Annotated in this window: 18 protein-coding genes; all 18 read left to right on the plus strand. The window is 43.5% G+C overall.

All coding sequences use genetic code 11. The features are described 5' to 3' along the window. Window positions 1-52: 52 nt before the first annotated feature. The 18 genes from JZ784_RS05155 to JZ784_RS05240 all read left to right on the plus strand — a co-directional run bounded on the left by JZ784_RS05155 (window position 53) and on the right by JZ784_RS05240 (window position 18,167). Window positions 53-1,351, plus strand: coding sequence for a hypothetical protein (locus JZ784_RS05155; protein ID WP_346314053.1), 1,299 nt, complete (start codon window positions 53-55; stop codon window positions 1,349-1,351). 18 nt (window positions 1,352-1,369) lie between these two features. Further along, complete coding sequence (locus tag JZ784_RS05160; protein ID WP_346314054.1) at window positions 1,370-2,146, plus strand: hypothetical protein; 777 nt, start codon at window positions 1,370-1,372, stop codon at window positions 2,144-2,146. A gap of 179 nt (window positions 2,147-2,325) precedes the next feature. Further along, window positions 2,326-3,924 (plus strand): histidine-type phosphatase, encoded by a 1,599-nt coding sequence (locus tag JZ784_RS05165; protein WP_346314055.1) that lies wholly within the window; start codon window positions 2,326-2,328, stop codon window positions 3,922-3,924. 194 nt (window positions 3,925-4,118) lie between these two features. Continuing rightward, window positions 4,119-4,760, plus strand: a complete 642-nt coding sequence (locus JZ784_RS05170; RefSeq protein WP_346314056.1) for a hypothetical protein — start codon at window positions 4,119-4,121, stop codon at window positions 4,758-4,760. Between the two features lie 4 nt (window positions 4,761-4,764). After that, window positions 4,765-5,211, plus strand: coding sequence for a hypothetical protein (locus JZ784_RS05175; protein ID WP_346314057.1), 447 nt, complete (start codon window positions 4,765-4,767; stop codon window positions 5,209-5,211). After that, the gene (locus JZ784_RS05180) at window positions 5,212-6,108 is read left to right on the plus strand and encodes a hypothetical protein (protein WP_346314058.1); all 897 of its coding nucleotides are present in this window, start codon (window positions 5,212-5,214) and stop codon (window positions 6,106-6,108) included. After that, window positions 6,105-6,758, plus strand: a complete 654-nt coding sequence (locus JZ784_RS05185; protein WP_346314059.1) for a hypothetical protein — start codon at window positions 6,105-6,107, stop codon at window positions 6,756-6,758. The genes JZ784_RS05180 and JZ784_RS05185 overlap by 4 nt, the downstream gene beginning before the upstream one ends. A gap of 245 nt (window positions 6,759-7,003) precedes the next feature. Then, window positions 7,004-7,564 carry a hypothetical protein gene (locus JZ784_RS05190; RefSeq protein WP_346314060.1) on the plus strand — a complete coding sequence of 187 codons (561 nt, stop codon included), beginning with the start codon at window positions 7,004-7,006 and terminating at the stop codon, window positions 7,562-7,564. Beyond that, complete coding sequence (locus JZ784_RS05195; protein WP_346314061.1) at window positions 7,564-8,082, plus strand: hypothetical protein; 519 nt, start codon at window positions 7,564-7,566, stop codon at window positions 8,080-8,082. Before JZ784_RS05190 ends, JZ784_RS05195 begins: the two co-directional genes overlap by 1 nt. 57 nt (window positions 8,083-8,139) lie before the next feature. After that, window positions 8,140-9,675: a hypothetical protein gene (locus JZ784_RS05200; RefSeq protein ID WP_346314062.1), complete on the plus strand. Its 1,536-nt coding sequence runs from the start codon at window positions 8,140-8,142 to the stop codon at window positions 9,673-9,675. Window positions 9,676-9,678: 3 nt separating this feature from the next. Continuing rightward, complete coding sequence (locus tag JZ784_RS05205; protein WP_346314063.1) at window positions 9,679-10,314, plus strand: hypothetical protein; 636 nt, start codon at window positions 9,679-9,681, stop codon at window positions 10,312-10,314. A gap of 75 nt (window positions 10,315-10,389) precedes the next feature. Continuing rightward, the gene (locus JZ784_RS05210) at window positions 10,390-12,093 is read left to right on the plus strand and encodes a hypothetical protein (RefSeq protein ID WP_346314064.1); all 1,704 of its coding nucleotides are present in this window, start codon (window positions 10,390-10,392) and stop codon (window positions 12,091-12,093) included. A 15-nt stretch (window positions 12,094-12,108) separates the two neighbouring features. After that, window positions 12,109-12,423, plus strand: a complete 315-nt coding sequence (locus JZ784_RS05215) for a hypothetical protein (protein ID WP_346314065.1) — start codon at window positions 12,109-12,111, stop codon at window positions 12,421-12,423. Window positions 12,424-12,481: 58 nt separating this feature from the next. After that, window positions 12,482-15,316 carry a hypothetical protein gene (locus tag JZ784_RS05220; RefSeq protein WP_346314066.1) on the plus strand — a complete coding sequence of 945 codons (2,835 nt, stop codon included), beginning with the start codon at window positions 12,482-12,484 and terminating at the stop codon, window positions 15,314-15,316. 131 nt (window positions 15,317-15,447) lie between these two features. Beyond that, window positions 15,448-16,212 carry a hypothetical protein gene (locus tag JZ784_RS05225; protein ID WP_346314258.1) on the plus strand — a complete coding sequence of 255 codons (765 nt, stop codon included), beginning with the start codon at window positions 15,448-15,450 and terminating at the stop codon, window positions 16,210-16,212. 5 nt (window positions 16,213-16,217) lie between these two features. After that, complete coding sequence (locus JZ784_RS05230) at window positions 16,218-16,916, plus strand: hypothetical protein (protein WP_346314067.1); 699 nt, start codon at window positions 16,218-16,220, stop codon at window positions 16,914-16,916. A 325-nt stretch (window positions 16,917-17,241) separates the two neighbouring features. Beyond that, the gene (locus JZ784_RS05235) at window positions 17,242-17,622 is read left to right on the plus strand and encodes a hypothetical protein (protein WP_346314068.1); all 381 of its coding nucleotides are present in this window, start codon (window positions 17,242-17,244) and stop codon (window positions 17,620-17,622) included. Further along, entirely contained in the window at window positions 17,622-18,167 is a 546-nt protein-coding gene (locus JZ784_RS05240; protein WP_346314069.1) for a glycosyl hydrolase 108 family protein, read from the plus strand. The genes JZ784_RS05235 and JZ784_RS05240 overlap by 1 nt, the downstream gene beginning before the upstream one ends. Window positions 18,168-18,379 lie beyond the last annotated feature (212 nt).

An 18,379-nucleotide genomic window follows, 5' to 3' on the forward strand; every position in this document is an offset into this window, starting at 1 on the left:
CCCAGCGCGTACTGCAAGAATAAAGCTAAGAATTTTGCCGCAGGCAGTCATAATGATTTTAAATTTAGACCAGCAGGGCAGCTTGAACCTGTCTTCATCATCAGGTGGAGATGCGGTTTTCAGCCTTGAATTAGTGACTCATAGTTACTTGGCGGATACACAGCTTGAAGCTGCATTTATCAGTAAGGTTTCAAATCCAAAACTCTCTGATATTGCCTTACGCCTTCGTATTGTAGATTCAGTAAATGGCGATGAAGTCCTGAAAATTCAGGGATCACTGGATGACGATCCTGACAATTTGGCATCTATTGTCGCAGTAGCTGACGCAACAAAGGAGTTTGAGGTTTTCGAACTAAACTTGCTGCAGGAACCAAGTGTTATTTTGGAGGCGATCAAGCGTTCAGAGGCCTTTAACTCATCCAACAGTTTAGGCCGCAGCAAAACAGTCATTGAATTGCCAGATGATACGCTTCCGGCATTTGATGCCGATGAAATCTATACGATTCTGACCAATCAGGTAGAGCCGCCGGCCTATATTGTCCTGCCGCAAACAGATGATCTGCCGACTTATGTGGCAGCACTGCGCGCAGCTGAAAAACTGAATATTCCGCTGGACGCTGAAATTGATCCGACCATTACCGCAGAGCAAGCAGCGGAATTTGCATTATCCATGGATGCGCAGTCGCACCGTGTTCAATTCATCTGGTCACCAAATCTTTGCCGCGCGCGTGATTCAGGTTCATTAAGCGGCCGCAAAATTCCAGCGCCGTACATCGGGCAATATATCGGTGACAAGCTATTGCGCAACGCACGTACTGATGCTGAAGGCTATGCGCCGCTGCATGTCGCTGTAGCATGGAAGGATTTTCCATTCCGCAAAAAAGCATTAGAGCTTCGTCCAGACATTGTATTGGATGAGCCGACTATAGAGATGCTCGCTAAAGCCAAAGTGAATGTCATGCGTCCAATCAAGTTCAAACAGGGAATGCGATATGTGCTCAGCGATTTGCTGACCCAGCGCCTAAGCAAAAACAGTGCGCTTCGCTTGGTGCCGGCTGCTGAAATTGCCATGCGTACATCCAATGAAGTGGTTTCAATCTTAAAAGAACACATGCTGAAGCCGACAGATAATTATTTAAAAGATGCCAGTGATGACATTGACGATTATCTATCTGGCGCCGTAACTGCAGGATGGCTGAAGCCGGCTGATGATTTAGGCGGCAAGCCGTATGCATTTCGTTTGACACCAGATAAGAATTACCCATTTGAACGTGTGCGCCTTTACTTAGCTCGGCGGCCGGAAGGCGCAACACGGGCAGCAATTTTTGATGAAGACGTTTTAGTTAAATAATTTTAGGCAGGTGAAAATATGTTTGGTTCAAAAAACCCTTTAAATGCAAGAGGTCAGACTTTAGTTCTTCGCGATTTTGATTCAGCTGCTGAGGAAATTAAAACTTCTGTTTCAGCATTAACCAGCTCAATTCGTGAAGAGCTCTCATTTATTGAGCATGTCCGAGAACAAGCTTTGAATATTGTTGCGGATCTTGTCGATGCTGTAACTGATGGAACGCTTGAAGAAGGTGAGCTGCCATCGGACCGTTTGGACTTTCTAATTTTGGAAGCTATCGACGGTGCGGATGATGATGAAAATACCTTAGAAAATGCGGTATTGGAATCTATTGCTGATGCATTGGCTACTTTTGGTGTTGATGATTCTATCATTGAAGAAATGATGGGGGAAAATATCGAAGCAGCCGATGCCGCGATTGAAGCTGCAGCAAACACTGTGATTGCCAATATGCCAGACGATGGCGATCCGCTGGATGATTTGGTGCGTGAATTCATCTATGGCGAACCTGATGAGATGGAAAGCGGCTTTGATGCTGCAACTGGGAAAAAGCTGTCTCGCGGGAAGATGAGCACGAAATCGTTCAATGGCAAGAAAATCCGCTATAAAGCGATTGCTGCAATTCGCAAAGGGATTAAGACCGTGGTTAATAAACGCTTACCAGGACAAAAGGTGCTTTTATCGAGTGATCAGAAGGCAGGTTTGAAAAAAGCGCGTTTGAAAGCAGCTTCAGCAAACTCCATCCGCAAGCGCATGAAGTCTCTGCTGAAAGGCAAGAAGCTTGGATTGTATAAATAATTCATTCTCTATGATTAAAAGGCCGCAATTGCGGCCTTGTTTGGACTAAGCCCTTTTTGTTTTCAATTTATTTTATTGTTTTTAAATAGGAAATAACTCTATAAGTCCATTTGTATTCATATAAATGTCATGCTTTTTGACTAGGATGCCATCATCAAAATGTATATGACTTTTTTACTATGACAACGTTTAAAATTAAAACTTCTCTTTTAATCTGTTTGACATCTGGCCTATTTCTAACAGCGTGTAATGATGACGACAAGACCACAACCGTTGTAGAGCAGCCACAACAAGTTGATACTTCAATGTATTATCAAACCAAACAGCCATATCAAGCTCAACAAAATCTAAGCACTTATGAAACGATTCCAAGTGGTTATAGTCCTGTATTTACTGAGCTCGTGGCGCGACATGGTTCACGTGGTTTATCGAGCATTAAGTATGATCTCGCACTTTATAATTTATGGCTGAAAGCAAAGCAGGAGAATGCTTTAACTCCATTAGGTGAGCAATTGGGTGCAGATTTGGAGTCCATGATGAAAGCCAATATTTTGCTCGGCTATGGCGTAGAAGGCATTCGTCAATATGGTTATGGTAATGAAACCTCCGTGGGGATCAAAGAGCATCAAGGAATTGCAGATCGTTTGTTGCAACGTTTACCACAGCTATTTAGCCAAGCCTATCAACAGGGTAAATCTGTGCAAGTTGTGAGTTCTGGTGTTGATCGTGCAGTGGATAGTGCTAAATTCTTTACCAATGAATTACTCAAGCAACAACCAAGTTTGGCAAGTATTATTTCACCAAGCAGTTATCAAAGCCTAAGCAGTACATCTGTGCCAACAATTGCAGATGGTGGTGTGAATCGTTTTAACCTATATTTTCACAGCTTAACAGTTGCTGATGACCAAGCGAATATCAAAACGGAATTAGAGAAAAAAGTTTATGATGCAAGTTTGAAATATCAAGATTTTGAAGAAAACGATGCCAATTTACAGCAAAAAATAAAAGAATTGAGTGCAGATAGTAATGCCCAGAAAATTGCGAACCAAGTCTTAGCACCAATTTTTAAAGCTGAATTTATTCAAAAGCTTGGACAAACAGGTTATACCTTTAGCAATACAGGTTCTTATACGGTGACTAGCCCTAAAGGTGAACAAATCACTGAAAAAGGTAAGGGGAAAAATACCATTGCCAGTGCTGTAGATACTGCAGCGTATCTTTATGAATTATATTCAATTACGGGTGGTATGCAGGATGAGCTCGGTAAGATTGACTTCAAAAAGTATATGCCTTTAGACGCTGCTAAATTTTATGCTCAATATAACGATGCCAATGATTTTTATAGCAAAGGTCCAAGTTTTGATGCAGGTAAAGCCATTACAACGGATATTGCCAAATCTTTAAAGCAAGATTTGTTTAAGCAAGTTGATGATGTGATTGCTAAAACACAGAAAAATGTAGCCGTGTTACGCTTTGCACATGCTGAAATTATCATTCCTTTGGCAACCAGTTTAGAACTAAAAGGAATGATGAAATCTGTACCATTGACGCAAACCTATAATTATTCGAACAGTACGTGGCGTGGTGAGGATATTTCACCAATGGCAGCCAATTTACAATGGGATATTTATCAGAATGTACAAGGGCAGACCCTAGTAAAAATGTTGTATAACGAAAAGGAAACTACGTTTAAACAAGAGTGTGACTATGCTCGCTATAAAACCAATAGTTACTATTATGACTATTTGAAGCTTAAACAATGTTATAATATTCAATAAATTAAATTGTCTCTACGGTATATCTAGTGGAATTTAATAATTCATAGATATTCCGTAGAGCCCAATTTTTTTACTTCCAGCTAACAGGCTATAAACTTTAATTATCAATAAACTAAGCCATGTATTGGAACATGCTAAAAAAATAGACCAATCATTTGTCAAAATAAATTATCAAAAGACATTTGAGAAAAGCGATGCGTCAAGTCAATCCTATTTTACTCAATCAGTTAAGAGCTGACTATTTAGCTATTAAGCAGCTTGGTTCGCCTTTATTAGCATGCCAAGGCATGTTGGTGCCGCGCGGCATGGAAGACTACCGCTTGCTGATCAAGAGCTGCCCGCGTCCGATTGTCAGCAATGAAGATCCAGCAGAAGTGCAATTTCCTGGCGGCTTTACCGGAATTGTTCCTGGTGTACCTAAGACACGCTACACTGGCAACTTGCAGATGCTGGTGACTGAAGCCGGCCATGATCAGATTTTTGCAGATTATATTGTTGCCAATAGCGGAATGATTGACTGTGATTACTATGATGGCCGTGTAGACAGCTTTACACGCGCATATTTTTTAGAAAACTGTGCAATCCGCTTTGAAATGGCTGAATTTGATTCAGATAGCCGTTCCCAAAATATGACTGTTTCATGCCCGATTGATTTTAACTTTTTTGGCAATTTTGCAAATATTGGCAGCAATGGCACGGTCTTGCCGGGCTTGCGTCAAATTGAAGGCACGCAAGAGCTGATCAGTCGTGTTCAAACAGTTATTGATACCGCGCTTTCAGCAACGACTAACCTGCGAAGCAGTGTCACTCGTCAACTAGGTTCACTTTTCGGATAAAGCCATGCAGTTAATGCCGAATGACGGAACAAATACTTACCGCGCAGTGGCTGGGCCGATCTCAAAGCTTGCTGAACTTTATCATCAGAAGCTCACTTTGAAAGGCTATTCATTGCTGCAGGATGAAGTCCAAACTGCTTTTATTGAGGAAGTGAAACGCTATGCCGGCTGGCAAAGCCTTACTTGCCAGAAAAGTGCGACAGCTCCGGTCGAAGTTGATGAAAATTTAATTCTTGAAGCATTTGAATGGGTCATCATTGAACCGTGTGTGAAGGCGAACTGTGACCTTATCCAAGCCTCACTGGTGGAAGCTTCACGCAGCATGGGTACTGAAGGGTTCGGCATGACAGTCAGCGAGGCTGAACAGGCCTATGAAGCTGAAAAGGAAAAAATGCCTAAGAACGCATTTGTCCATCCGCCGTTCAGTTTTAAAACTTTGGGAGGGCAGTAAATGCAAATTGTCATTACTGCCACAAATAAGCTGATTTCAGCATCAGAGTTAATGCTGGACACACTTCGCACTGATCTCGTTCCAGTGCCATTAAGTTTTGAATTTTCTGTTAAGGCAACACCAGAACTTGAGGCACAGCTGAGAGTGGGCGCCGAAATTTTAGTGGGCAATATCAGTCAACCGCTTGAAATTGTGCTGGTGCGGCCAGTCAAGTCGCAAACAGTGAAAGATGACCGCAGGATTGGCGCCATTTCATGTATTGCGGTTTTGGCTGGCTGTCAAAAGCTCATTGTGAATACTGATCGGGCCATCATTCAAACGGAAACATCTTTTAATGCTGCGATTAGAGCATGCGGTGTAAAAAATATCCGCTTTGGGGATGATCTGCCACTTCCTGAATTCATTTGTCTCAAAGGCCGATTGCCTACTGTAAGGCTGGCCCTGTATCTGCAGCAGGAAGCGGCTGTAATTTGTTTTCGCGACAATAAGCTGAATGTTTTGAAACTGGATTCACTATTTAAACAAGATCCAGTACTGAAATTGGATTTTAGTGAAGTAAGTTGGCTGAATAGCAATCAGAAAGAAAAGCTTCAAAAATCATCCTATGTGTCAGTGGACCAGGATGGTTCAACGGTTATTGGTGATGACACAACAACATCGGGGCAAGCCGTTATTCAGAGAGCTGGACTGGATGCGCGTCAGCTAAAGAATTTAGAAAAGGTGCTCATTCCACGCGGGACGATTGAACGGCCGCTGAATATGGGTCTTATGGCGGGTTTAATTGTAGAAATCAGCCAAACAAAATACGTGATATTGACTGCTGCCCATCAGGTTGAAACCGGGGCAGTCGGGGGCAATGTCGGATCAATAACCAAATTATGGTTGGCAAGTTTATGAATACGATAAAAAATTTAGGTGAAGCCGTTGGCATTCAGCGTCAGGATATTATTGACCAGACTGAAGAGCAACTTGCGGACAGCCTTAGCAGCGCTGCAATTTTAGGCCGTTTCAAACGAGGCCGTTTAGACAAAACTATGACTATTCATCAAGGCAATATCCGCGGGCAGCTGGGTTATGATCCAAAGAACCCGGACTACATCGCCGTGCAGGATTGTCTGGATGCAGGTGTGCCAAGTGTTCAAGTTTTACGATTAAGCCGCGGTGGAGAGGGAGCGATATCAGTCGGAATTTCCCCTGATTTACCTTATCGGGATGATTGGACTGAAGATCGGATTCACTGGGCTATTGAGGTGAATGGCACGCTGTACCCAACTAAAATTGGTAACACCGATGATTATTCATATTTACATAACTACCTAAGGGCAAATGAAGGAATATTAGGATTAACTGGCAAATATGAGGATGACGAGAGTATAGGCAATTCAGCAGTCTATATCAGCAACATCACAAATACGCGCAAATTTGTTCGGTTGCTTCCAGATAAGCCTTATACAAATAGCATGACATTTATTGGTAATCCAACTGCAAAAATTGACAGTAATGGTGTGATTAGCGTCTGGTTAGAGGCAAATAACGAAGTTATATAGCCTGAGTCTACACTTGTTTACGTCCCTGTCGATCTATTTGATGAGTATGAAAATACGATTTGGAATCTAGCAAGGAAAAGTGCATTCCTGCATTTAAGCACGAATGCACAATCTTGATTAAGCTTTAAAACAGGATTCAATTTTTAAAATGAGAACCCGCCTAGTGCGGGTTTTTTAATTGGAATTCGTATTATTTCAATTTTGACACTAATTCAAACTATTCATTATTTAATGTAGGCAAAGTAATGAACACAACCAAAATATTGGGTGAAGCCGTCGGCATTCAGCGTCAGGATATTATTGACCAGACTGAAGAGCAACTTGCGGACAGCCTTAGCAGCGCTGCAATTTTAGGCCGTTTCAAACGAGGCCGTTTAGACAAAACTATGACTATTCATCAAGGCAATATCCGCGGGCAGCTGGGTTATGATCCAAAGAACCCGGACTACATCGCCGTGCAAGATTGTCTAGATGCAGGTGTGCCGAGCGTGCAAGTTTTGCGTATAGCGGGTGGCACATTGATTTGCCAGAAGCTGACAGGGGTTAATTACAGCCAGCAATTTATTGTAATTCCTGATCTTGTTGAAGGTTCAAGTCAAAAAGAGATAGATAAAGCACTGGATGAATTAATAGAGTCCGGTATATACACAATCAATGGAAAGTCATATCAATTAAAAAATACAAATTTTGGGCGTACTGATAATTATATTGATTTAGGAATATCACGATCTGAAAGTATTGGGCCGTTTACGGATGTTGAGTTTTGTGTTGCCATCCCTTTCATTTTTGAAAAACGGGAAACCTGATGCTGATTGGGTTTAAGCGCGCCAAGATCCTAAGCTACAGCGCCAAGAGCCGGACGGCAAAAGTGCATATCCACGGCATGACTGATGGAGCCAGCGAAGGTTTAACGGCCACGTTTGCTTATCCGGTCGGGGACAGTGATAAGGATACTGAACGGGAAATTCTAACGGGAGAAGACGTTTATGTATTTTTTGAAAATGGTGAGGATTCTAGGCCTGTTATTGCGTTTTTCAGCAGCCATGGTGAAGAGCCAGTTGTTGATATTCGCCGTATCCGGCAAGAGAACATTGAATTGCTTGCTAAGAGCCAAGTGTATATAGAAGCTCCAGAAGTCCGTCTTAAAGCAAAACTGATCCTGGAGGGGGACTTTGAGCATCAAGGGAACCAGGAAACGACTGGCAAGATAACGGCCACAGTCGATGTTGTTGCTGCAAATGTATCTGTTAAATCTCATCCTCATAGCAAAGTCCGTTCAGGTACAGACGATAGCGGTCCTCCTAAACCAGCTGGAACTGAGTAAGTGCATCGAATTTAACGTATTTCATAATGATTTTAATTTTAGAATCATGGCTTCGGTATGGCTGCTTCAGACATCCTTTCGTTATTGCTTGGTCCTAGCGCCAATAGTGTTCCTCTGCAGCTTGCGAATGACAATCAGGAAACTATGGTGCAAATGTTTGACTCATTTGCACCATTTTCGCTTGGTACAAATTCAACTGTAGAAAACCGTAAGCGAACCCGCAAAGAAATATATACAAAATGGGAGCAGATGCTCCGTTTCGCGCCAGTTGCAGAAGGAATCGGCATTCATGTCACTGCGGCTTTGGGCGGTGATACCCATAATGGCCAGCAAATTTTTATTACGCCTGCTGAGCGCTTGCGGGGAGAAAACGGTGCAGCAGCTAAAGAGCAGCTGGAACGGCTGCAAAAGCGCATCAAACCCATGGAAACCTTGATTAATAAATACATTACTAAGATTTGCTCTGACGGCATTTCATTTGGTGATGCTTATGCACGGATCTATGGTAAGAAAAGTAAAGGCGTTACAGACATGCTCTGTAATGAATTTACGCATCCTCCGTTAATTCAGTCCTTTGAGCAGGGCAGTAAAACCGTCGCATTCTTTGCCTTGAATCCTAAGAACTGGGTGAAAACCATTAGCAAAATGAGCTCTACACAAATGGTCAGGCTAAAGATGCCCCGTATTGTGAATGTGCCTCAATTTGATTTAGTTGAAACTGGACTGATTGTGCAAATGCTGGAGGGCGACGAGCCAGATCAATTGCCGATCCTGCCTGCTATGGTTGGCGGTTCATTCTTGTTTGCAATTGAGAAAGCATATGATGACGTCATGCTGTCTTTAACTACTATGAATAGCCAGCAAGTTGCAGATGCGGTCAATCAGATGTTTTTATCCATAAATATGGCGGGCATGCCAGAAGCGCAGCGCGAAGCATACAAGCGCGGTTTAGAGGGGATGCTGCAAGATCATGAAAAGTTTGTTAAAAATGCGATGCAAGGCGGAGAAGGTATTTGGAATACCAAATATCATGTATTGCCGACATATGACGAAAAACAAATCTTAAACCCAGTCGGTGACATTAAAGGCCAGCGCAATTCACCGATTAATATTGAAACATTCATGATCAATGTACGCCTGCTGATGGGCGGCTTTGGACTTGATCCATCGATGGTCGGTTGGGCAGACATGCTGGCCGGTGGGCTGGGCGACGGCGCCGCCACGCTGACATATTCCAGCCAGGTGATGCGGCGCTCTATGTGGATTCGGCAGTCGGCAACACAATTCGTGAATGACATTATGCATCTCGATTGGGGCTATGCATACAATGAGCAGTTTGATCAGCTGGATTTCCCATGGCAGGTTGAATTCTCCAGCAGCCAATCTGCTGCCGTGACTGAAGAAAATACGAATAAGCAGACGCAGATGAATACTTCACTGCTGAAGATTCAAGTCATTAACTCTTTGAAAGAATCCAATCTCAGTGAAGAGACGATGCAATACATGTTAGAAAAAGATGCTGGCTTCAATTATGACGATGCCAAGCGTGTGGCTAAAGATATTGCAGCTTCAAGACAAAATGAATCGGAGTAGGCTATGAGTATTTATGATGGGGGAACTTTGCCGCCGATTAGTGTAGAAGCAGCCTCAAATGCCTTACAAGGCATGTGGTCTGGCATGCCGATCAGTAAGGCAAAGGCTATTTATGACGGGATCTATAAATTAGGAACAATCTCAAACATTCATTTTGGGGTAGAGCTTAAGCCCTTTGATCCAAACAGTGCGATTGCACAACAGGATATTCCCATTTTTGAAGAACAGGTGCGGCTGCCTTGGTTATGCCAGAGTATTGATTTGTCTGTGCTGGATGCGCAGACAGACAGTGCGCAGGTGGGGGCTTTTCAGCTGAATTTTTTAACGGGAAACAATTCAGGTGAAATTTCAATTCCATTTATTGAGACAAAAAATGCTGACATTTTAAATAGTGCGGGCTTTATCAAAGATATTATGTTTCCAGATGGGGCGACCGGCGGGACACAGGCATTACCGATCGATTATCTGATGAAAATGACCATATATATTTATGATAGGCACAGTTATTCAACACGGGTTTTTGAAGTTCAGCACATGGTCGCGCTGCAGACTGGCAGCATTCCGCTGGATGCTTCTAACCGTGGCGGGGTTGGCATAGTAACGCTGAATTTTATTAAGATGTTTCCCATGTTGAAGTGATTGGAACACATAAACAGTGCGAAGTTTTTGAAGTGACAAAATTGCCTCAAGTATAAAAAGTTGAGGCATTTTTAAATGCGAAATATTGATATTTTCAAACAGTGCTGGGCTCCACATAAATCCCGCACCATTGCAGGCTTTGACTCAGCTGTAAACAGCGGAACATGCTCAATTGGCGTTATTCAAGGCAAGTATCGGACACTGAATGCAATTGTGACTGAAACTGCTACAGAAGATGATCAGTGGCGTATTGTGAATTTGAAGGGCCATAAAGACAATATTCCAGCTTTTGATTCAGTTGCCGTATTGGGCGCCGTAGACGATACGCAGGCTTCGGCATTGGCAGGACTGCAGTTCGGCCGCATGTTTGATTCTGCTGCTGACTCAGTCATTGAAACGAATCCTCAAGGGCTCATGCGGTATTTAGCTGTACCTCACTACCATAAAAATAAAAACATCATTCCTGAATGGCAGCTGGCCCAGCTTCAGGATGTCACCTGTTCCACCGTGCCCGGCTGGGATGGGATTAATTTAACCTCACACGAAGGACAAACTTCACATCTATTGCTGGATATGCAGCGGCATGATGATCATGGTGATCTCTTGCGGGAGTTTGATGGACTGGCGCCGCTGCTTGAGTCTATCGGCGCTGTGTATGCGGACTTTGATTCAATCATTGTTGAATATCAGTATTTAGAAAAGCTGATGGCCATGCTCCACAAAGTGATGCAGAACACATCAAAAGGCGGTGTAAAAATTCTGAATGTTGAACAAAGTGAAAAGCCGTTTAAGCATAAAAAAGTGCTGAATATTGCCGTTTCTTATAATTTTGAAGATGGTCAAAGCATCACGATTCTATTTCATCATCCAGACCGTGAAGCTAAAAAAATTGCGCCGCAGGATACGCTGATTTCATGGAAGATCCTCATGAATAGCCGTGATATTACTGGCGCCGTACAGCCGAATCAGGGGGAAGGCATTGCAATGCCGGTACTGGCAGGCCGGATCATGAAGCTGGTGAATCAGAATAGTGCCCGCTTTAAGCGTACTCAGGCTAAAAAAGCGGAAAATGTTCAGGCCTTAGCAGATGCGGAACAGCGGTTGCTTGATAAACAGGGCATAAAATCTGCGCTCGAGGCTGAAATTCAGGGTTTACTGAATCAGCTGGATCGACATCAGGCCCAGCAAACCTTACAAAATGAGAATATTCCTGCTGAACCTGCTGAACCTGCTGAACCTGCTGAACCTGCTGAACCTGCTGAACCTGCTGAACCTGCTGAACCTGCTGAACCTGCTGAACCTGCTGAACCTGCTGAACCTGCTGAACCTGCAAAGGCATATCCTCCAATTGAAGATTTAGGCGACGGTTATTACCAGGCTTTTAAAAATGAAAAGAAAGTTGATTCTTGGACTGCACATTTGAATACAAGCGGTGAATGGGAAGTTTCAGCAAATAACGCTCAAACACGTGCATGGAACCGTGGATTTGGAGCGCCACGATTCTTTAATACTATTGATGAGATAATTGCAAAATATCCTGCTTTTGGTGAACTGGCAGTATTGTTGGAAACATCGAATGCATCCAGCGGCAACAAAGATGATGCTGATTATTTGAATCAAGTCATTAAGGGTGAAGTAGATTTCTCGAAGCCAAATGAAGTTGAAACGAAGCTTGAAGACATTGGCAGCCGGCTTACTGCAGAAATTAATGACTTATTTGAGCAGGCCGTTACTTCCTATTCAGTTTATCAAGTCGGCCAAGCCTCACAAATTCATTGATAGGAAATTTACGTGATGAATGCATTAGAAAGATTGAACTTAACCAAAGAGCTGCGTCAGCTGGTAGATACAATTCCTGATATGAAGGGCATGGATAAGCTGCAAAGTACAAAACGTTTGCGCGAATTGATTGAGATTTTAGGCGGTCAGGCAACGTCTGAAGTTAATAAACTGTATCAGTCAATTATTAATGGAAGAGAGGAAGCATCAGTTGAATTGCTGCTGCAGGTACGTGCAGAGGCAGAAAAAAACATGCAAGATCCTTTGCTGATTGACGCCGTAAATGTATTAATTGCCCAAGTCAATGAATTGGCTGGAACAGCTGAATAATCCGGCCTGCTGCATCTTTCAAAATAGCCCTCAACAGGGCTATTTTTTTGAGTATGTGATGAGTGATTTTGCAAAAATTGACAACATTCAGGATGAATCTGAAGTTTTAACAACAATCGATAAATTAATATCCAAAGTTGAAAATAATGAGATTGTTGAATGGGACAGTGAGCAGGCTAAAAAACTGTACCGTGAATATTTATCGAATCTCGAAAATCATGATGGAAAACTAATCTTAGCTTCAAAAGCTTATTTTAATGAGCACCTATTAGGCAGATCCGTGAAAACGGCTATTGGATTAGTGCGGATCAGCTCTAAATCACGGGGAAAAATTCATGACCGGATGCGGGATGTTAAATATTTGGCGATCCCATATATTCCTGAAGTTTTAATGACGGGTGAAATCAGTGACTTAGTACCGCTGCATAAAGATCGGGAAGACAGCTCAGAAGGTTTCTATCATTTTACAAAAGATATTGCGCTACAGGAGTTCACGCTAAAAATTCAGCTCAAAGTGTCTTTAGATGAGCATGGGAATCTGCTTTATTATTTAGGGGCTTCAAAACAAAAAAACCTACTTACGGACTTTATCACAGGCTCGAGACCCCAAAGTGCAGAAGTAGGCTTTGATTCAATTGAAGCACAAGCCGATCAAGAAATCAACATTGAAATTCTCAGCATTACAGATAAGGAAGGCCATGAATTATCTGAAGAAGAAGTTTTCAAGACATTGTTTAAGGCTTTTAGCTCTGGTGTAGTTAAAGGCCGCAATAATAATGTTAAAACGGCAAAAGGAACCAAGGTTTCAACTGTTTTTGCCTTGTTTGAGGCTGATGAAATCACCGCTTCACATACAGCAGCCGGCGCTGAAAATCCCAAATACCCTCAGGAACTGCAGCCGCGCGACCGCAGCCGTGAATCCTCACAGGCTTGGGTTCAAAAAACGTCAAATGGATTAGATCCTGAAAGCCTTGGGCGATCTGGCCGAGCCGATACTGGCGCTCCGATTGTCGGGGATGATTTGGTCGTTGAATCGGGCAATGGCCGTACGATGGCCATTCAGCTGGCGTATGCGCGCGGGCAGGCTGAAGAATACCGGCAATGGCTGATTGAGGAAGCGGAATATTTCGGCTTTTCCGCTGCGCAGGCAGAAAGCTTCAAGCAGCCCATACTTGTCCGCATCCGAACTTCAGAAGTGGACCGGGTTCAGTTCACGATAGAGGCCAATCAGGACGATAAGCTGTCATTCAGCGCCACTGAGCGCGCGAAATCAGATGCTAAGCGGCTGGACGAAAACCTGCTGGCCTTATTTACTCCAGGAGATGACGGCGACCTGCTGACGGCCGGCAATCAGAAGTTCATTCATGGCTTCCTGAAATCCATAGGCGATACGGAAGCGGCTCAGTACATCACCACCGAAGGCAAGCCGACTCAGGCGCTGGTTGCCCGGATTAAGGCTGCTATTTTCAGTAAAGCCTATAACGATGACCGGTTGCTGGAAATGATGGCTGATCAAACAAAACCGGATCTGCATAACATGCTGAATGCCTTAGGCGCCGCAGCGCCCAAGTTTATAGAGGCGCAAGCGGTAAGCCGTGGTGATATTCAGGATGTATCCAGCTCAATTGTAGATGGGATCGAGCAGGCGCTGGACAAGCGCGTCACCAATGCCATTATTGATGCTGCCAATACTATCGTTGCTGCAAAGCGAAATGACCAAGACATTGCAGAGTTTGTTCAGCAGCAGGGCTTATTTGGTGACTTGGGGGAGGGTGTGCCAGAGCTGGCAGTATTCCTGTCAAAGAACAGCCGCAGCGCCAAAAAGATGAGCATGCTGTTTAAGGCAATGGCGGAGTTTGCAGAAAAGCAGGCAATTGATCAGCTGAATATGGGGCTGTTTGGAGAGCCGGAACCAGTCAGTATTAAAGACGCGATCAGTTATGCCGCAGCAGTCATCAATGATAATTATGGGGACAATGCGACTATCAGCATGTTTGACTCAGCGAATGAGGAATTCACGCTGTTTGATCAGCATGCCCATCAGGCAGCAACTTCTCCCTACAGCCGCGCCACGTTGCCGGATCAGGCGAGCTTGATTGCCGGCAAGTACCTTAAAGGCGCCGTAAAGATTGGTGAGCTGAATATCGCAATTGAAAATCCTGCAGACTCCGTCCGCGCTGGCACAGATCCCAGCGGAAAAAAGTGGGAAGTCAAAATGCAGCACCATTATGGCTACATCGAAAATACAACAGGCGCGGATGGCGATGAAATTGACGTGTTTGTTAAAAACCGCCTGGATTCAGTGCCGGAGCAAGCCTATATCATCCGGCAGCTGAATGCCGCCGGCACCTTTGATGAGCATAAAATCATTATCGGTGCTGAATCTGAGGATGAGGCTAAACAGATCTATCATTCAAATTTTGAAGCCGGCTGGCAAGGCTTCGGGAGCATTCAGCGGATCGCCATGGCGGATCTGCCGCAGAAGCTTCAGCACACCTGGTCTGAGTTTGACTCATGGGCAGCAGACGGCAGCTACGAGCATATTCCATTAAAGCAAATTGTCACAGACAAGGCGCTTAAAGTGGACGAGAGCAAAATCAACAAAGAAGATCCGGTGCTGGTGATTGAAAAAGGGCATAAGTATTATCTTGTTGTCGGGCTGGAGCGGCTGAAGCTGGCCGCCCAGCGGAATGAAAGCCTTGTGCCGGCGATCATTTTTGATGACAGGGATGTGAAGAGCAAAATCATTCAGAATGCCTTGAGAAAGGCCGGCAGAACAGTGGATACGGTTGCTCTTGCCGCATTGATTGTTGATGAGATGGAGAAAAGTTTAATTTCCAGTTTTGATTCAGCATCCAACCCACTGTTTGAAATCCTTTACCAGTCCAGCTGATTGGAACTGCAGCGGTTGGCTTTAGCTCAGCCTTGAGAAAATAGCCCTGTTCAAATCAGGGCTATTTTATGGGTAATGATCTTTCAAAAGTGCCAGCCGCTAATGCTCACTCGGTGAAACAGCCTGAGCGTATGAATGCAGATCCTTTCTGGGGAAAAGTCTCAAAACATAAATTTGCTGAATTCAATCTTTGCAGTGTTTCACGTGATGAGAGTAATAATGAGGTCATTACTGTAGATACCAGCAAGCCTACAGTGCGTGCCTTTCTGGTCGATGGTGACAAGACTATGGAAAGCCAATGGCAAACGCCTTTTGAAAATAGTAATCCCGAGCTGAAAATGCCCATGCTGATGGCGGGTTTGCAGACTGGGCAGACAATAACGTCGATGGGCGCTGCTGCAGACAGTATTCTGGGAGATACCGTTTCAGTGGCAGCAAAAGCCGCGATGAAGCCTATGGCTGACTTTATAAAGTCTGTTCAAGGGCATACCAATCTAAACAAAGTCAACACAACTCAGGTTTTCCTTTCGACTGCTTCAGTCCGCCTTAACCTCAGTCTTTTTTTTATTGCTTTTAGGAATGCAAAAATTGAAGTTGAGGAGAAAATAATGCAGCTGGAATCATGGTCTGTGCCAGTGCATTTGTCGCAGGGGACAGTACTTACAGATGTTTCAGAACAAGGGGCAGCTGGCCTATTTTCGGGTGTCATTCCGCCGTATATCTCTCTTACGACACACGGTAAAACCTATTGGCCATTTATTTTGGAAAGCGTTTCTGCCCCAATCGTCACGCCGATAGATGAAGACGGAAACCGCTTAAACCTCGCTGTAAACATTAGCATTGTGAGCCGAACAGCATGGGATGCAGATGATGTTCGTAAACTTTATGGGAATTAACAGAAATGCTGACTTTTGATCCAGTACAAATAGGAAATAATATCTATCAACTTCATGAAATTGAATTCAATAATGCATTGAAGGTCGCGGCCATTGATCAGAGGCTGAATGAAAAACGTATCAGTGAATTTTTAAGGCATATTCTTGATAAAGACCAGCCTTTGTTGATGACGGCTCAAGAGCGTTATTGCTTGATGCTGAAATATATGGAAAAGCAATCTATCACGCTCTTCTCAACCGATACGGATTTCTCAAAGTGCTATTTGTCCAATGAAAAACCATGGCTAAATGAAATTACACATAATGGGATTACAGTACGTCAGCTGATCGGTAGAGAAGTGGAGTATATGGAAGCTCACTGCACGAATGCAGCTGAATGGATCGCATGCATGCTGGCATTCCAAATCAGTTACAGCGGGCATGACGCTTTATCAGAGCTGCCGAACCGCAGTTTAAATGACACTGATTTTATTAATCAGTTTTCTGAACGTTTAGCATATTTAAAACGCCGTGCTCAAAGTGATTTTGATTTGATTTACCAGGATTTTAACGCGCTAAATAATCAGCTGTTCAGCAAAATTCATCTCAATGTCAGTAATCAAGGTCTGGTTATTTCAAGAGGTGCAGATGACGCTCCGCTTCGATTTCACCCCGCTGCCGCCTTTATTGGAATCATCAAAGAACTGGATCAGTCACTTGTTTAGTACAGCTCAAGATTTGGCTCAGCATTCAAAAATGTCTTTGCATGAAGCGCTCCACCAGCCAGTCAGTTTTGAAGCATTTTATTATTCTTCAGAGGCCTGGGAAAAACGAAAATTGGAAATTGAAGCCGAAGTGAAGCAGAGCAATGCATATTTTAAAATGGGCAATGAAATGATTAAAGCAATTAGCAGTTTAGGCGGAAAAAGGAAATGAGTGCTGTGGAAAAACCCTAGATCTAAGTCTAGGGTTTTTTTATTTGGAACATGCTTTTTTACTGCTTTATCAGCCACGCCAAAATACTTGTATAGAAAATACAGGTATACAACCATGCAGGAAAATACGATCCCGTGGATTATTAAGATAATCCCTGCAATTGTCGGGGCGATTCTTGCCCTTGTGTTAAGCGGTGACATTGATAAGACTGGGAAAATTCAAGTTTCAATGTCTGTCATTGGCAAGTTTGTGGCAAGTGTCACGGTGAGTTTGTACGGTGGATCTGCTTTCATTGAGCATTTTGAAATGCTTAAAACGTCTACGATGTATCAGGGCTTCATCATGCTCATGTTCGCGGTGTTCGGCCTTTTAGCCATCGGTATTCTGTATCAGTCGATTGCGCTGCTGAAAGGCAAGCCGCTGCCTGAGGTGATTTCTGAAATTAAAGCAGCGTTCCTTGCAATCTGGGGAAATGGCAAAGGTGGGAATGACTAATGAATATTGAAACTTACCTTAATGAACTGATTGAGCGTGAAGGTGGCTATGTCAACGATCCTACAGACCGTGGCGGTGCAACAAAGTACGGAATCACCGAAGCTGTAGCGCGTGCACATGGATATAAAGGGCATATGCGGGATTTACCAAAGGATTTAGCGAAAATGATCTACCGTAAGACCTATTGGACGAATCCCCGTTTTGAACAAGTAAATCAAATTCATGCTGCTATTGCAGAAGAACTGTTGGACACAGGTGTGAATTGCGGCGTAGCTTTTGCAAAGCCATTATTGCAGCGTGCATTGAATTTGCTGAATAACCAAGGCAAAGAGGGTTGGTCAGATCTGGCAGTAGACGGAATATATGGCCCTGCAACGCTGAATGCATTAAACGCTTTTCTTAAAAAGCGTGGCAAGGATGGTGCGCAGGCATTGCTTCGTGTACTGAATATCATGCAGGGTCAGCGCTATATTGAAATCTGTGAGCGTAATCCATCCCAAGAGAGATACTTTTTTGGCTGGGTGCTGAAACGACTTGTGATTTAAATGCTGGAAACTTTATTGGCGCCATTCTATAAAATGGTAAAGCTAATAATGGATTAGTAAATCGTCGTGCTAAAGAAAAGGCTTTGTTTTTATCATGAGCAAAGCTTTATTGCTGTGCATTCTGCTGTCAGATTGCACAGTGCATTTGATTTCGATAAAGGTGAATGTCACTGTTTATGTGCAGTGTGAGAATTATGAAAGTTCTGAATGAT

It is taken from the genome of Acinetobacter sp. CWB-B33 (assembly GCF_039655955.1).
GTDB classification, from domain to species: Bacteria; Pseudomonadota; Gammaproteobacteria; order Pseudomonadales; family Moraxellaceae; genus Acinetobacter; species Acinetobacter bouvetii.

Coding starts and splice junctions, on each gene's coding strand:
- JZ784_RS05155 (WP_346314053.1), top strand. CDS start 53: ATGATTTTAAATTTAGACCAGCAGGGCAGCTTGAACCTGTCTTCATCA.
- JZ784_RS05160 (WP_346314054.1), top strand. CDS start 1,370: ATGTTTGGTTCAAAAAACCCTTTAAATGCAAGAGGTCAGACTTTAGTT.
- JZ784_RS05165 (WP_346314055.1), top strand. CDS start 2,326: ATGACAACGTTTAAAATTAAAACTTCTCTTTTAATCTGTTTGACATCT.
- JZ784_RS05170 (WP_346314056.1), top strand. CDS start 4,119: ATGCGTCAAGTCAATCCTATTTTACTCAATCAGTTAAGAGCTGACTAT.
- JZ784_RS05175 (WP_346314057.1), top strand. CDS start 4,765: ATGCAGTTAATGCCGAATGACGGAACAAATACTTACCGCGCAGTGGCT.
- JZ784_RS05180 (WP_346314058.1), top strand. CDS start 5,212: ATGCAAATTGTCATTACTGCCACAAATAAGCTGATTTCAGCATCAGAG.
- JZ784_RS05185 (WP_346314059.1), top strand. CDS start 6,105: ATGAATACGATAAAAAATTTAGGTGAAGCCGTTGGCATTCAGCGTCAG.
- JZ784_RS05190 (WP_346314060.1), top strand. CDS start 7,004: ATGAACACAACCAAAATATTGGGTGAAGCCGTCGGCATTCAGCGTCAG.
- JZ784_RS05195 (WP_346314061.1), top strand. CDS start 7,564: ATGCTGATTGGGTTTAAGCGCGCCAAGATCCTAAGCTACAGCGCCAAG.
- JZ784_RS05200 (WP_346314062.1), top strand. CDS start 8,140: ATGGCTGCTTCAGACATCCTTTCGTTATTGCTTGGTCCTAGCGCCAAT.
- JZ784_RS05205 (WP_346314063.1), top strand. CDS start 9,679: ATGAGTATTTATGATGGGGGAACTTTGCCGCCGATTAGTGTAGAAGCA.
- JZ784_RS05210 (WP_346314064.1), top strand. CDS start 10,390: ATGCGAAATATTGATATTTTCAAACAGTGCTGGGCTCCACATAAATCC.
- JZ784_RS05215 (WP_346314065.1), top strand. CDS start 12,109: ATGAATGCATTAGAAAGATTGAACTTAACCAAAGAGCTGCGTCAGCTG.
- JZ784_RS05220 (WP_346314066.1), top strand. CDS start 12,482: ATGAGTGATTTTGCAAAAATTGACAACATTCAGGATGAATCTGAAGTT.
- JZ784_RS05225 (WP_346314258.1), top strand. CDS start 15,448: ATGAATGCAGATCCTTTCTGGGGAAAAGTCTCAAAACATAAATTTGCT.
- JZ784_RS05230 (WP_346314067.1), top strand. CDS start 16,218: ATGCTGACTTTTGATCCAGTACAAATAGGAAATAATATCTATCAACTT.
- JZ784_RS05235 (WP_346314068.1), top strand. CDS start 17,242: ATGCAGGAAAATACGATCCCGTGGATTATTAAGATAATCCCTGCAATT.
- JZ784_RS05240 (WP_346314069.1), top strand. CDS start 17,622: ATGAATATTGAAACTTACCTTAATGAACTGATTGAGCGTGAAGGTGGC.